The sequence below is a fragment of the Aureimonas psammosilenae genome (assembly GCF_009176975.1).
In the GTDB taxonomy this organism is placed as follows: Bacteria; Pseudomonadota; Alphaproteobacteria; order Rhizobiales; family Rhizobiaceae; genus Plantimonas; species Plantimonas psammosilenae.
Genome location: NZ_WEZG01000001.1, coordinates 147,628 through 161,810, shown reverse-complemented (window position 1 = coordinate 161,810; position 14,183 = coordinate 147,628). Strand labels below are relative to the sequence as shown.

Genomic DNA, 14,183 nt, shown 5'->3' with positions numbered 1-14,183 from the left:
GGTCCGATGTTCACGGACGCCGCAAGTGGTCTGTTCGCGGCTTATTGCGCCGAGTTATCCCTCCCTTGCAAGAGGACCATGGGTCGCGCAACGCTTTTCATGCTGCATTGCGATGGCGAGGTGTCGCGATTGCAACGTGGTAGCCTTGCTTCGCTCAGCCGCGCGGAGGACAAGCGGGCCTCGGACGGCCGCGAGGCGATGTTCTGCTGCCTATGGTGATTCCATGCTTTCTTCTTCGCTTGGCCCTCATGGCCGTGCGCGCGTCGTCGTCATCACCGGCGGGTCGTCGGGCATCGGACGCGCCAGCGCCTTGGCTTTCGCCCGCGCAGGCTGGCATGTCGGCCTGATCGCCCGCGGGGAAGCGGGGCTTTCAGACACGCAGGACGAGATCCGGCATGCGGGTGGAACAAGCGCCTTCGCCATCGCCGATGTGTCGGACGCCACTGCTCTCGACCAAGCGGCGACGCGGCTGGAAGCTGCGCTCGGGGCCGTGGAGGCCTGGGTGAACTGCGCCGGAAACGGGGTCTTCGGGCCCTTTCTCGACGTGTCCGACGAAGAATTTCGCCGCGTCACCGATGTCACCTATCTCGGAACCGTGAACGGAACGCGCGTCGCTTTGAAGCGGATGAGACCGCGCGATAGCGGCACGGTCATCAACATCTGCTCGGCCGCGGCCTTCCACGGCATGCCGCTCCTGACATCCTATTCGGGCGCGAAATACGCGGTGCGCGGTTTTGCCGACGCGGTGCGCAGCGAACTTCTTCAGGAAGGCAGCCGGGTGCGGATCACGACGCTCTTTCCCCCCGCCGTCAACACGCCCTTCTTCAGCCATGCCGTGTCGCACATGAAGCGCCCGCCGCGGCCGGCAAAACCCGTTTATCAGCCGGAGATCGTGGCCGATGCCGTGTTGCTGGCCGCGACGAAGCCAAGGCGCGAGATCCAGATTTCCGGCGTCACGACGCTTTTCGCCCTCGCCAACAAGCTGTCGCCGTCGCTGATGGACAAGGTGATCCGGCGGCTCGGCTATGACGGGCAGACGACCGACAACCACCGCGCCGCCGCGCTTCGCGATCCGACCCTTTTTTCGCCCTCGCGCAAAGCCTCGCCGGCGCGCGGTCCCTTCGACGACGAGTCGCGCGGCTTCAGCCTCCAGATGCTGGCTTCCCGCCATCGCGGCGCTCTGGCCGCCGGCGCGCTCGGTGGGGCGCTCGTTCTTCTGGCCCTGCGCAAGAAGCGGCGCTAGGAACGGCCGATCAACCGTTCCGTTTCAAAGCAGACGCGCGACACGAGGGCGGGATCGAGCGCGCGGGGATTTGGGGGCACCGCGCGGCGGTCCTTCAGGTAAAGGCCCGTCGCTTCCCGTAAGGTCGGCGACAAAGCCATATGGAGCGGTGTCACCGCGCCTTCCTCCTCGCTGCGGAAGAAGGGCGCCAGCATCCGCCAGGACAGGCCGATGATGCCGGGCGTCCGGATAAGGTTCGTCGCCACCGCCCCCGGATGAACCACGTTGGCGGTGACGCCCGTTCCTTGGAGCCGCCGCGCCGCGTCGAAGGTCGCCATCGTCACGGCGAGCTTGGAGCGCGCATAGGCGCGCAGCATGTTCCAGCCGCGCGTCAGTTCCAGATTGCCGGGATCGATGGAGGCGCGGTCGGAGGAGTTCGAGCCGACCGTCACGATGCGGGCCGGCGCGTTGACGCGCAGCACTTCTTCCAGTTCCCGCATCAGCACGAAGGGCGAGAGGTGGTTGGTGGCGAGCACCCTCTCGTGGCCTTCCGGCGTGACCTGCCGCCGGGCGGTGAAGGTGCCGGCGTTGAGAACCAGAAGCGACAGGTCGCCGTGTTCGCTCGCGATGCGCCGGCCGAGGTTTCGCGTCTCGGCAATCGAGGACAGATCGAGAAGAACGAGTTCGGTCCGCGCGCTTGGAACCTTCGCAGCGATCCAGGAGCGCACCCCCTCGCCGCGCTCGCGGTTTCGCCCGACGAGGACGACCGGATGGCCGGCCTCGGCGAGGCCAAGGGCAATCCAGCGGCCGATGCCGCCGGTGGCGCCGGTCACGAGTGCGGTTCCCGGCGCCTTCATGCTTGTCTTCCTTTGGGTTCAGCCGCCGACGATCGTGCCGCCGTTCGGATGCAGGACCTGACCCGTGATATAGGACGAGTCCTCGCAGGCAAGGAAGAGGAAGGACGGCGCGACCTCGTTCGGCTGGCCGGCGCGCTTCATCGGCACCTGGGAGCCGAACTCCTTCACCTTTTCCGCCGGCATCGTATCGGGGATGAAGGGCGTCCAGATCGGACCCGGCGCGACGCCGTTGACGCGGATCTTCTTCTCCACGAGGTTCTGCGCCATGGAGCGCACCAAGGCCGTGATCGCGCCCTTGGTGGCCGAATAGTCGATCAGCGTGTCGTTGCCCTTGAACGAATTGACCGAGGTGGTCATCACGATGGCCGCGCCTTCCTTCAGGTGGTCCAGCGCCGCCTGCAACATGAAGAAATAGCCGTAGATATTGGTCTCGAAAGTGCGGCGAAGCGATTCCTCGGTAAGGTCGCGCAGGTCCTCGTTCTCTTCCTGATAGGCGGCGTTGTTGACGAGGATGTCGAGCTTGCCGAACTCGGCCACGGTTTTCTTCACCGCGTCGAGGCAGAAGCTTTTCTGGCGCACGTCGCCCCGGATCAGAAGCGCCTTGGCGCCCTCGGCCTCGACCGCCTTCTTCGTGTCCTCGGCGTCCTTGTCCTCTTCCAGATAAAGGATCGCGACATCGGCGCCCTCGCGGGCATAAAGAACCGCAACGGCGCGGCCGATGCCGGAATCGCCGCCGGTGACGATCGCGACCTTGTTCTTCAAACGCCCGGAGCCGGGATAGATCGGCGCATAATCGGGCGCCGGCGACATCTCGTGCTCGCGGCCCGGCGAATGGTCCTGATGCTGCGGGGGAAACTGGGACATCGGTGGTTCCTTCTGAATCGGCGGCGTGGCCGCGTCGGGTGGGGAATGGGCGGGTGCGGACGATGTTCCTATCCCTCCTGCCCCGCTTGGATCGGCGGCTGAGAAAACCCGCTCAAGCGCCGCCCGCCACCTCCACCTCTTCCAGAACCTCGTTTTCCTCGGCTTCCAGTTCGCCCGCTTCCGATGGCTTCAAGCCAAAGCGCGCGGCGACATCCGGCGCGTAGCGCAGGAGATCGGGGCGAAGGCGCGTCAGGGCGAGATCCTTGGCCTTGGCTTCCAGCATCACGTCGAAGTCGAGCCCTTCGGCGACGCGCATGAAGGTCGCGAACTCGAACGGGTTGCAGAAATCGGCATGCCCCGTGAAGACCGGCGCGACGTGGACGGTGGTCTTCTTCTTGGTCTTCTTGTCGACCCTGATCTGTTCGCGAAGCTCCGTGCGCGGCGAGGAGAAGTGGATCTTCGGCTGCTGATCCTCCGGCCAGCTTTTGAGGATGCGGGACAAGGTGTCGCGAAGATCGGCGCGGTCGGGATTGAGGCACCAGAAATGCTGGTAGTCGAAGATCAGGCGAACGCCCGTATGCTCGTGAATCCACAGGACATCGGCGGCGGAAAAGCGCAGGTCGTCGTGTTCCAGCACGAGACGACGGCGCACCGGCTCGGGCAGCGTCTTCCAGGTCTCCACCCAGCGGGCGCGGCTGGCGGGAACGTCGCCATAGGTGCCGCCGACATGGATCACCATTACCGCTTCCGGCCCGAGTTCCATGAGGTCCAGCATCTCGGCCTGCGAGGCGAGGTCCCAGACGCTCTTCTTCACGAGGTCCGGGTCGGAGCTGTTCAGCACCACGAACTGGGACGGGTGGAAGGACAGGCGGATGTCGAGCGCTTTCGCCTTCTTGCCGAAAGCGGCGAGATCGGCCGCGCTTTGCTTCACCATGTCGTGGAACTGCGGCATGTCGGGATGGGTCGCGTAGGGCGCGATGTCGGAGGACATGCGGTACATGCGGATGTCGTGCTTATCGAGATGGTCGAGAATGGCGTCGAGATAGCCGAGCGAGACCTTCAGATGCGGATCGCTCGCCGCGCGGCGGGCGTCGTTGCTCTTCAGGTCGTCCCTCGCCATCACCTTCACCGGAAAGCCGAGACGCGAAACACGGGAATTCATGCGGCTGCCTTTTCGTGGATTTCCAGATCGGGACCAAAGCCGACCGAACGGACGAACTGGTTCCAGTCATCGATGTGGAGAGCGCCGCCCGAGGCCGCGCGATGGCCGTTGCCGTATTGCTCCCCCGCCCCCGGCGGGCGATGCTCGGCGAAAAAGGCGATGAGGTCGCGGTTCGTTGCGGTGCGGGCGGCGAAATGCACCCAGCCCGGCCGGTAACCCCCATTCACCGCGATCACGATCTTGTCCTTCAAGCGCCCGCGCCAGGCCTGCGCGACGAGCGGATGGATCTGGCAGGGCGAATGGAAGCGGATCACCGCGACATCACCGACGATCTTCGGACCGATCTTGCGCGCCGCCTCCAGATCACGGTTCACTTCCGCCTTGGCGGCGAGAAGCTCTTCGGTCTCGGGATGCTCGCCGGACAGGACCGCCTTTGGTCCGTCCGCCTTTTCGAGAAGCGCGAAGGCGGGCGAAGCGTCGCCGCTGGCCGAACGGCGCGGCGCGTTGACGAGCGAGGCGGCCTTGCGGAGCGCCGTGATGCCGAAGGCCCTGGCCGCTTCCATTTCGGCAAAGCCGTCATTCTCGGCCATGTCGCCGATGATGCCGATCGCGGCGAGCCATAAGAGGCCGTCTGCCGCCCCGGCGCTTTGCGCGCAGCGATAGGCGAGAAGGCTGGAGGTCGGGATCGGCTGGTCCTCGATCCCTGAGATCACCGTCGCCCCGTCCGGGAGGCCCGTCGGAACGTGATGGTCGATGATCACGGCCGGCCCCGTCACGCTGAGCTTCGCCGAGGTTCCGACATCGGTGAGGATCAGCCCTTCATGGGTGCCCTTCGCCAGTTCGGCCTGAAATTCTTCCGAATAAGCGTTCTCGCCTTTCCCGACGATGCGGATGGCAGGAACCATGCCCCGGCGCTCCAGGGCCTTCTTCAGGATCACGCCGGCGGAAAGGCCGTCCGCATCGTTGTGGCAGACGATCAGCGGGTTCCTGCCGAAAGCCTCGATGGCTTTTGCGAAGACTTGCGGTTTTTGAATGCCTTGTCCCGCCACGCGCGCCCTGCCTTCCCATCCATCAGTGGCTGGGCAACTCGGAGACGGCGGATTCGATCCGCGAGGCGAACGTGGAGGATTGTCTCAGGTCCAGTAGAGGATGCGGGCTTTCGGCAGGATCGAGGCGATCTCACGCTCGAAGAAGGCCCTCGCTTCGACCATGGTCGGGCGGTCGTAGACATGCTTCACCGAGCCGAATTTGGTGCGCTTTTCCGTCCGGTTGCGATCGCTCATGTCGAGGGACGAACCCGGATACCAGGAGGTCAGGACGGCTTTGGAGCCCTCGGTGAAACGGTGGGTGATGAGTTCCACGGTCAGGTCCGGGTCCGGTGCGCCGTCGAGCGCGGCGGCGATCTCTGCCAAGAGCCCGCCATAGGCCTCGCGCCAGCCCTCCGCCAGGATGATGGGCGCGATCGTCAAGCCCACCGGATAGCCCGCTTCCGCCATCTGCCGCATAGCGGCAAGACGCGCTTCAACCGGGCTCGTGCCGCCTTCGAACCGGCCATAGGCGGCGGGGTTCAGGGAAAATCGCACGCGGGTGCGGCCGTTGTGCGGGAGGCGGAGAAGCGGCTCGACACCGGCGAACTTGGTGGTGAAGCGAAGCTGCGTGTCGCCCCGCCACCTGCCGAAATGCTCGATCGCGGCGGCAAGCGAGCCTGTCAGATGCTCGATGCCCAGCGGATCGGTATAGCAGGAGGCCTCGAAGGTCGTCCCTTCCCCCGCCCGCGCCGCTTGACGCGAGGTGACGGTGCCCTGTCCGACATAGGCATCGAGATTGCCGAGGATCTCGTCGAGATTGGCATAGACACGCGTGACCGGCGGCCCTTTCAAGGAGCCGGCGAGATAGCAATAGTTGCAATGGGCCGGGCAGCCTTCGGCCAGATCCATACGCCAGTCGGCCGACGGGGCGATGGGCTGCAGCTTCAGCTTGGACGGCGGGGCGACGGTAACGGCGAGCGTTCCCTTCGCCGCAGCGTAAGCGCGGCGCGGATCGTCCGGCAGCGCGAGCGGCAGGCGGTCGGAGGACAGTTCCTCCACGGGCAAGCCGAAACCCGCCGCACGCTCGGCGATGGCGCGGCCATGCGCGAAGCCGAGGGCCGAACGGGTGATGAGAACGCGGCGCGGCAGCCACAAGCGGGAGCGGACCGCAACGTCCGGGAGAATGGCGACGTTCATGGCTCCATAAATGGGGATGACGGGGGAAAGGTTCGAGCCATGAGCGATCATCCGCGAACGCCGGACGGGCGCTATTTCGTCGTGCGGGGGCGGCTGTGGCGACTTTCCGATCCGAGCCTGTCCGCCGAGACGCGCGAAAGGCTGGTGAGTGAGCTGATGCAGGCGCGCCGCGCCGTGCGGGCCGCCAAGGGCGAGGCGGCGGCGCTTGGACAAGCGCGGGGAAAGGTCGACGCGGCGAAGCGCGCGCTCGGCGAAAGGGGGCCGGTCTGGTGGAGGGACGGCGCCCCGGACTTCAACAGGCGCCTCGTCGAGAACACCCCTTACGCCGAGTGGTACGCGGGGCTCGACAACGCCGAAGATTAAGATTTCCCTAAGGGAATGCGGCCGGTTTCAGCATATTGAAAAATAAAGTGTGTTTCACCCCTACGAGGGGTAACCACGGCACTTAATTTACCGTAACGTGGTACAACTGCTTCGGACCGAGGGGCAACACGATCATTTCCGTCGTGTCGCCGTTCTTTCGAAGCAAGAAATTCAGTTTCATCCTTTATCTAGACCCAGCCCCTTTTGGTTCGATCCCCGTTTTTTCGGTCGTCGCATGCAGTTTCTTTCAGGATTGGAAGGCTCTTCTTTCGAAGAAGGTCCACTATATCTTCGTCTTCAAGCAGATATCCGCCAGGCCGTGCGGGACGGTCGGTTGAAGCCGTTGGAGGCCTTGCCACCGGAGCGCGAGATCGCCGCAAACCTCGGCGTTTCGCGCGTCACCGTTCGTAAGGCTCTGGAAGGACTGGTCGCCGAGGGACTGATCCAGCAGCGCCATGGCTCGGGTACCTTTGTCGCCCCGCAGCCCCATCGCATCGAGGAAGGCCTGTCGCATCTGACCTCCTTCACGGAGGATATGCGGGCGCGCGGCAACTCCACGACCTCGCACTGGCTGGAACGGGCCGTGGGCGCCGTCACCCCGGAGGAGGCGATGCATCTGACCCTGTCGCCGGGCAGCAGGGTGGCACGGCTGGCGCGAATGCGGCGCTCCGAGGCGCTGCCCATCGTGGTGGAGCGAAGCCGCGTTCCCGTTTCCATCATGCCCGACCCCGAGATCGTGGAGGGCTCGCTCTACGAGACGCTCCACAATCTCGGCCACCGGCCGGTTCGCGCCCTGCAGCGGATCAGCGCCGTCAATCTCGGCGAGGCGGATGCCGCGCTTCTGGAAGTGCCGGCGGCCGCGGCCGCGCTTTCGACGCTGCGCGTCGCCTTCGATGCGCAGGGCCGCCCCGTGGTCATGACGCGATCGCTTTACCGCAGCGACGCCTATGATTTCATGGCCGAGCTCGTTTCCGCCGAGGCAGAATGAACTCCCGCCTTTCGCTTTTCTCCAATCCGGTTTCGCTTTTCGGGAAAGCGGTTTCGTTCTAGACTGACCTCCGCCCAAGGAGGACCGTCATGCTGCCGGACCGACAGAACCAGATCCTCGATCTCGCCCGGCGCCAGGGGCGGGTTCAGGTGGACGAACTGTCCCAGCGGTTCGAGGTCAGCGTCCAGACGATCCGCAAGGACCTGAACGATCTTTGCGACCACCGCCTCCTGTCCCGCGTCCATGGCGGCGCGGTTCTGTCCTTCGGCATCGAGAATGTCGGATACGACGCGCGCCGGCTGATCGCGGCCCCGGAAAAGGCGGCGATCGGGCGCGCCGTCGCCGATCTCATCCCCAACGGGGCGTCGGTCTGCATCAATATCGGCACCACCACCGAAGCGGTCGCGGCGGCGCTTGCCCGCCATACCGGGCTCATGGTCGTCACCAACAACATCAACGTCGCGACGGTCCTGCGCCCATACCCGGAAATCGAGGTGGTGATCGCGGGGGGCACAGTGCGGCGCTCGGACGGCGGCATCATCGGGGAAGCGGCGGTGGACTTCATCCGCCAGTTCCGGGTGGATTTCGCCATTATCGGCGTGTCCGCCATCGACCCCGACGGCACGCTTCTCGACTACGATTATCGCGAGGTGCGCGTCGCCCAGGCGATCATCGCCAATGCGCGGCACACGATTCTCGCCTCCGACGCCACGAAATTCGAGCGGACGGCCTCGATCCGCATCGGCAATATCGGCGAAGTCGGCACTTTCGTCACCGATCGCTGCCCGAGCCCGGAATTTCGGCGCATCTGCCATGAAGCCAAGGTCCGCCTCATCGAAGTCGCGGAAAAGGAAGAAGCGCCGGTCGGCGATTGACTTTCGTTTTACTTTCGTTACGCTTCCTTCAAATTTCGCAATCAGCCGATTCATGCTGCAATGCGAAAGCGGGTGGAGCACGATGTCACAATACGACGTCTTCGTGATCGGTGGAGGCATCAACGGCTGCGGCATCGCCCGCGACGCGGCCGGGCGCGGCTATTCGGTCGGTCTTGCCGAAATGAACGATCTGGCGTCGGGAACCTCGTCCTGGTCCACCAAGCTGATTCACGGCGGCCTGCGCTATCTGGAGCACTACGAGTTCCGGCTGGTGCGCGAGGCGCTGCGCGAGCGCGAGGTGCTGTGGCGCATCGCACCCCATATCGTACGCCCCCTGCGCTTCGTGCTGCCCTACCACAAGGGCCTGAGGCCCGCCTGGCTCCTGCGCCTCGGCCTGTTCCTCTACGACCATATCGGCGGCCGGCGGAAACTGCCGGGCACCCGCACCGTCGACCTTTCCGGACCGCTCGGGAGCCCGTTGAAGAAGGACTTCTCCAAAGGCTTCGAATATTCCGACGCGCGGGTGGACGATGCGCGGCTCGTGGTCCTCAACGCGCGCGATGCGGCGGGGCGGGGCGCCGACATCATGGTGGGCACGCAAGTGACCGAAGCGCGGCGCGAGAACGGCCTCTGGTGCATCCGCCTCAAGAACCGCCGGACCGGCGAGGAGCGCAGCGTTACGGCGCGCTTCCTCGTCAACGTCGCGGGCCCCTGGGTGGACGAGGTGATCCGAGGCGCGATGGGCCGCAACCGGGCGCGCAACATCCGCCTCGTGCAGGGCTCGCACATCGTGACGAAAAAGCTCTTCGACCACGACCGCGCCTATATCTTCCAGAACGCCGACAACCGCATCATCTTCGCGATTCCCTACGAGGACGACTTCACGCTGATCGGCACGACGGATCGCGACTACGAGGGCGAGCCGTCCGAGGTGCGGATCACGCCGGAGGAAACCGACTATCTCTGCCGCGCGGCATCGGAATATTTCGAGCGCCCTATAACGCCGGAAGATGTCGTATGGACCTTTTCGGGCGTGCGCCCGCTCTTCGACGACGGCGCTTCGAAAGCGCAGGAAGCTACGCGCGACTACGTCCTGAAGGTCGAGGGCGACGCGGCCGCGGGCGAGGCTCCGGTTCTCAACGCCTTTGGCGGCAAGATCACCACCTATCGCAAGCTCTCGGAAGAAGTGCTGGAGCGGATCGGCGACCGGCTGGGAACACGCGGCCGGCCCTGGACGGGCGACGAGCCCCTGCCCGGCGGCGACTTTCCGGTGGAAGGCATCGCGAGCATTGAGGCCGAGATCGCCCGCGCCGCGCCCGGCCTGTCGCCACGCAGCGTTTCGCGCCTCGCGCGCTCCTATGGCCGCGACGCGCTGGCGATCGTGGCGGGGGGCCTCGGCGAGGATCTCGGCCACGGCCTCACCGAAGGCGAGGTGCGCTGGCTGGTGTCGAAGGAATGGGCGTCGGGCGCAGACGACATTTTGTGGCGGCGATCGAAGCTCGGTCTGCGCTTCAATGCTCAGGAGCGGCAAGCTCTTGAGAATCATCTGGAAAATGTGAACATGACGCGGGAAACGGCCGCGGCCTGATATCGAAGCGGATGGGAGATGCCGGATTTGTCGGCATGCCGCGACATCTCGGGAAATGCCGTTGGAAATGGGAGGGTTCGGTGCTCGAACTGATCGATGTCACCCGCGTCGTGGGGGCTGAAACGCATATCAGCGGCGTGTCCTTAGCGTTCGAGCGCGGGTCGCTGAACGTGCTTCTGGGCCCGACGCTGTCGGGCAAGACCAGCCTGATGCGCCTGATGGCGGGGCTCGACCGCCCGACGGCGGGACGCGTTCTCGCCGACGGACGTGACGTGACGGGGCTTCCCGTGGCCAAGCGCAACGTCGCGATGGTCTATCAGCAGTTCATCAACTACCCGTCCATGACGGTCTACGAGAACATCGCCTCTCCCTTGCGCGTCGCGGGCAAGCCGGCGGCCGAGATCGACGCGGCGGTGAAGCGCGCCGCCGCCTTGATGAAGCTCGAGCCCTATCTGAAGCGCACGCCGCTCACCCTGTCGGGCGGCCAGCAGCAGCGCACCGCGCTCGCCCGCGCCTTGGTCAAGGGCGCCGACCTCGTTCTTCTCGACGAACCGCTCGCCAATCTCGACTACAAGCTGCGCGAGGAACTGCGCGAGGAACTGCCGCGCATCTTCGCCGAAACCGGCGCGGTCTTCGTCTACGCCACGACCGAGCCGAGCGAAGCGCTGCTTCTTGGCGGCAACACGGCGACGCTCAATCAGGGCCGCGTCACGCAGGTCGGCCCGACAGCGGAAGTTTATCGCCGCCCGGCCGATATCGTGACGGCGACGACCTTCTCCGACCCGCCCTTGAACGTCGTCGGCCTCACGAAGTCGAGGGGCTCGCTGGCGGGAAAGATCGGCTTCGCCACCGCCGTTCCCGGACGTTTCGCGAACCTTCCCGACGGCGACTATCGGGCCGGCATCCGCCCGCATCACCTGTCGCTGAAGACCCGGCCCGGCACCGCCACCATCCGTGGAAGGGTGGTGATCTCCGAGGTCACGGGGTCGGAAAGCTTCATTCATGCCGATGTCGCGGGCGAGCGGCTCGTGGCACTGGTGCCCGGCGTCCACCGCGTTTCGCCGGGCGACCCGGTTGAGCTTCATTTCGACCCCTCGACCATGCTGATCTTCGACACGGATGGACGGGCGGCCGACCTTTCGTCCCGGCTCGCGGCCTGAAGGAGCGGACCCATGGCACGCATTCGCCTCGACCATATCCGCCACGCCTACACGCCCGAACTGGCAAAAGCCGGCAACTACGCCTTGCGCGAGGTCGACCACGTCTTCGAGGACGGCGGCGCCTATGCCCTGCTTGGGCCGTCGGGCTGCGGGAAGACGACGCTTCTCAACATCATCTCCGGGCTTCTGACGCCCTCCGAAGGCTCGATCCGCTTCGGCGAGGAGGACGTGACGCGCCTGTCGCCGGAGCGGCGCAACATCGCGCAGGTGTTCCAGTTTCCCGTCATCTACGACACGATGACGGTCGCCCAGAACCTCGCCTTTCCCTTGAAGAACCGGAAGGTTCCGGCACAGGAGATCGAGACCCGCGTCGCCGACATGCTGCGTCGCATCGGCCTGGAAGCCAAGGCGAACCGCAAGGCGCAGGGTCTCACGGCCGACGAAAAGCAGAAGATCTCGCTCGGGCGCGGCCTCATCCGCTCCGACGTCAACGCCATCCTGTTCGACGAACCGCTCACCGTCATCGACCCGCACATGAAATGGCAGCTCCGTTCGGAGCTGAAGGAACTGCACAGCCAGTTCCGCATGACCATGGTCTATGTCACGCACGACCAGACCGAGGCGCTGACCTTCGCCGACAAGGTCGTCGTGATGTATGACGGGCAGGTCGTGCAGATCGGGACGCCCGAGGAACTGTTCGAGCGCCCGCGCCACACCTTCGTCGGCTACTTCATCGGCTCGCCCGGTATGAACATCCTGCCCTGCACGCTGGAAGAGGGCGCGGCCGTCGTGTCCGGCGCGCGCGTGCCTTTCGGGCACGATGGTTCGCCGAAGAACGCCGCGCGGACCGAACTCGGCATCCGCCCGGAATTCGTGTCGCTCGTGCCGCGTGGGCAGGGCATTCCCGTTTCCATTGCCCGCGTGGAGGATGTCGGGCCGGAGCGCATCGTGCGCGCCGAGCTGAACGGGCAGAAGATCGTGTCCGTCGTGCCGGAAGGAATGCCGATCCCGGCAGAATCCGACATCGCCTTCGCGCCCGGCGCTCTCAACCTTTACGCCGATTCCTGGCTGGTCGAGGGGAGGACCCGCGCATGAACAAGCCCTTCGACAACCGGGCCTGGTTCCTGGTTCTTCCGGTTCTCCTCCTCGTCGCCTTCTCGGCGGTGATCCCGCTGATGACGGTGGTGAACTATTCGGTCCAGGATTCCTTCGGCAACAACGAGTTCTTCTGGGCGGGCACCGAATGGTTCTCCGAGATCCTGACCTCGGAGCGCTTCCACTCGGCGCTGCTTCGCAACCTCGCCTTCTCGGCGATCATTCTCGCCATCGAGGTGCCGCTCGGCATTCTCGTGGCGCTGGCCATGCCGAAGAAAGGCATCTGGGTGCCGGTCTGCCTCGTTCTGATGGCGCTGCCGCTTCTCATCCCGTGGAACGTCGTCGGCACGATCTGGCAGGTCTTCGGGCGCACCGATATCGGCCTTCTCGGCCGCACGCTGGCGGGCCTCGGCATCCCCTACAACTACGTGCAGAACTCCTTCGACGCCTGGGCGACCCTGATCGTCATGGATGTCTGGCACTGGACGAGCCTCGTCGTGCTCCTTTGCTATGCCGGTCTCGTGTCGATCCCCGACGCCTATTATCAGGCCGCCAAGATCGACGGCGCGTCGCGTTGGGCCGTGTTCCGCTTCATCCAATTGCCGAAGATGGGCCGCGTTCTCCTGATCGCCGTTCTCCTGCGCTTCATGGATAGCTTCATGATCTACACCGAGCCCTTCGTGGTGACGGGCGGGGGACCGGGCAATTCCACGACCTTCCTGTCGATCGACCTCGTGAAAATGGCGGTTGGCCAGTTCGATCTCGGGCCCGCCGCTGCGATGAGCCTGATCTACTTCCTGATCATTCTTCTTCTGTCCTGGGTCTTCTACACCGTCATGACCAATGCCGGCACGGACCGCCCGGCGCGCAACGGGGAGGCTTGATCATGAGCGCCACCGACTTCAGCGCTTCCACCGGCGCCCTTCCACCGGCGCTTCATTCCGAAAGCGCGTTGAAGGCGCGCTCGCGCATGGCCTCCGGGCGCTTTCGCGCCAAGGCCCTGATCCCGGCCTTCTACATCCTGTTTCTGCTTCTGCCGATCTACTGGCTCGTCAACATGAGCTTCAAGACCAACAGCGAGATCATCGGCGCCTTCACGCTGTTTCCCGCCAACCCGACGCTCGCCAACTACGCCACGATCTTCACCGATCCGTCCTGGTACAACGGCTACATCAACTCGATCATCTATGTGGTCCTGAACATGGCGATCTCGGTGGCGGTCGCCTTGCCGGCGGCCTACGCCTTCTCGCGCTACCGGTTCCTCGGCGACAAGCATCTGTTCTTCTGGCTCCTGACGAACCGCATGGCCCCGCCGGCCGTGTTCGCCCTGCCCTTCTTCCAGCTTTATTCCGCCTTCGGCCTCATCGACACGCATATCGCAGTCGCACTCGCGCACTGCCTCTTCAACGTGCCCCTGGCGGTGTGGATTCTGGAAGGCTTCATGTCCGGCGTGCCGCGCGAGATCGACGAGACGGCCTATATCGACGGCTATTCCTTCCCGCGTTTCTTCTTCAAGATCTTCATGCCTTTGATCGCGAGCGGCATCGGCGTCGCTGCCTTCTTCTGCTTCATGTTCTCGTGGGTGGAACTCCTGATCGCGAGAACCCTGACGGTGACGGAAGCCAAGCCCATCTCCGCGATCATGACGCGTACCGTCTCGGCCGCCGGCATGGACTGGGGGGTTCTCGCCGCCGCCGGCGTGCTGACGATCATTCCCGGCGCGATCGTGATCTGGTTCGTGCGCAACTACATCGCCAAGGGCTTCGCCCTGGGGAGGGTCTGAA

Annotated in this window: 14 protein-coding genes; 9 read left to right on the top strand and 5 right to left on the bottom strand. The window is 65.0% G+C overall.

Features of this window, described 5'->3' with window-relative positions; translation table 11 throughout:
- The first annotated feature begins 223 nt into the window (after positions 1 to 223).
- Positions 224 to 1,243 carry an SDR family oxidoreductase gene (locus tag F9929_RS00795; RefSeq protein ID WP_193227560.1) on the top strand — a complete coding sequence of 340 codons (1,020 nt, stop codon included), beginning with the start codon at positions 224 to 226 and terminating at the stop codon, positions 1,241 to 1,243.
- Here F9929_RS00795 and F9929_RS00790 read toward each other — a convergent pair.
- The 5 genes from F9929_RS00790 to F9929_RS00770 form a co-directional block, all read right to left on the bottom strand.
- The gene (locus F9929_RS00790; protein ID WP_152044625.1) at positions 1,240 to 2,079 is read right to left on the bottom strand and encodes an SDR family NAD(P)-dependent oxidoreductase; all 840 of its coding nucleotides are present in this window, start codon (positions 2,077 to 2,079) and stop codon (positions 1,240 to 1,242) included. The two genes, F9929_RS00795 and F9929_RS00790, sit on opposite strands and share 4 nt — an antisense overlap.
- Before the next feature lie 18 nt (positions 2,080 to 2,097).
- Positions 2,098 to 2,943: an SDR family oxidoreductase gene (locus F9929_RS00785; protein ID WP_193227559.1), complete on the bottom strand. Its 846-nt coding sequence runs from the start codon at positions 2,941 to 2,943 to the stop codon at positions 2,098 to 2,100.
- Between the two features lie 112 nt (positions 2,944 to 3,055).
- Entirely contained in the window at positions 3,056 to 4,105 is a 1,050-nt protein-coding gene (uvsE, locus tag F9929_RS00780) for a UV DNA damage repair endonuclease UvsE (RefSeq protein WP_152044623.1), read from the bottom strand.
- Positions 4,102 to 5,154, bottom strand: a complete 1,053-nt coding sequence (locus tag F9929_RS00775) for a DHH family phosphoesterase (RefSeq protein ID WP_152044622.1) — start codon at positions 5,152 to 5,154, stop codon at positions 4,102 to 4,104. Before F9929_RS00775 ends, uvsE begins: the two co-directional genes overlap by 4 nt.
- 84 nt (positions 5,155 to 5,238) lie before the next feature.
- Positions 5,239 to 6,330 (bottom strand): SPL family radical SAM protein, encoded by a 1,092-nt coding sequence (locus tag F9929_RS00770; protein WP_152044621.1) that lies wholly within the window; start codon positions 6,328 to 6,330, stop codon positions 5,239 to 5,241.
- A 39-nt stretch (positions 6,331 to 6,369) separates the two neighbouring features.
- On the opposite strand from F9929_RS00770, the gene F9929_RS00765 reads away from it, so the two are divergent.
- The 8 genes from F9929_RS00765 (at position 6,370) to F9929_RS00730 (ending at position 14,182) form a co-directional block, all read left to right on the top strand.
- Positions 6,370 to 6,693: a hypothetical protein gene (locus F9929_RS00765; RefSeq protein ID WP_152044620.1), complete on the top strand. Its 324-nt coding sequence runs from the start codon at positions 6,370 to 6,372 to the stop codon at positions 6,691 to 6,693.
- A 235-nt stretch (positions 6,694 to 6,928) separates the two neighbouring features.
- Positions 6,929 to 7,681: a GntR family transcriptional regulator gene (locus F9929_RS00760; protein ID WP_152044619.1), complete on the top strand. Its 753-nt coding sequence runs from the start codon at positions 6,929 to 6,931 to the stop codon at positions 7,679 to 7,681.
- Between the two features lie 89 nt (positions 7,682 to 7,770).
- Positions 7,771 to 8,556: a DeoR/GlpR family DNA-binding transcription regulator gene (locus F9929_RS00755; protein WP_152044618.1), complete on the top strand. Its 786-nt coding sequence runs from the start codon at positions 7,771 to 7,773 to the stop codon at positions 8,554 to 8,556.
- A gap of 82 nt (positions 8,557 to 8,638) precedes the next feature.
- The gene (glpD, locus tag F9929_RS00750; RefSeq protein ID WP_152044617.1) at positions 8,639 to 10,144 is read left to right on the top strand and encodes a glycerol-3-phosphate dehydrogenase; all 1,506 of its coding nucleotides are present in this window, start codon (positions 8,639 to 8,641) and stop codon (positions 10,142 to 10,144) included.
- A gap of 80 nt (positions 10,145 to 10,224) precedes the next feature.
- Positions 10,225 to 11,304 (top strand): ABC transporter ATP-binding protein, encoded by a 1,080-nt coding sequence (locus F9929_RS00745; protein ID WP_152044616.1) that lies wholly within the window; start codon positions 10,225 to 10,227, stop codon positions 11,302 to 11,304.
- Between the two features lie 12 nt (positions 11,305 to 11,316).
- Positions 11,317 to 12,399 (top strand): ABC transporter ATP-binding protein, encoded by a 1,083-nt coding sequence (locus F9929_RS00740; RefSeq protein ID WP_152044615.1) that lies wholly within the window; start codon positions 11,317 to 11,319, stop codon positions 12,397 to 12,399.
- Positions 12,396 to 13,283, top strand: a complete 888-nt coding sequence (locus F9929_RS00735) for a carbohydrate ABC transporter permease (protein WP_152044614.1) — start codon at positions 12,396 to 12,398, stop codon at positions 13,281 to 13,283. The genes F9929_RS00740 and F9929_RS00735 overlap by 4 nt, the downstream gene beginning before the upstream one ends.
- Before the next feature lie 86 nt (positions 13,284 to 13,369).
- On the top strand, positions 13,370 to 14,182 hold the full coding sequence (locus F9929_RS00730) for a carbohydrate ABC transporter permease (RefSeq protein WP_152045181.1): 813 nt from the start codon (positions 13,370 to 13,372) through the stop codon (positions 14,180 to 14,182).
- Position 14,183 lies beyond the last annotated feature (1 nt).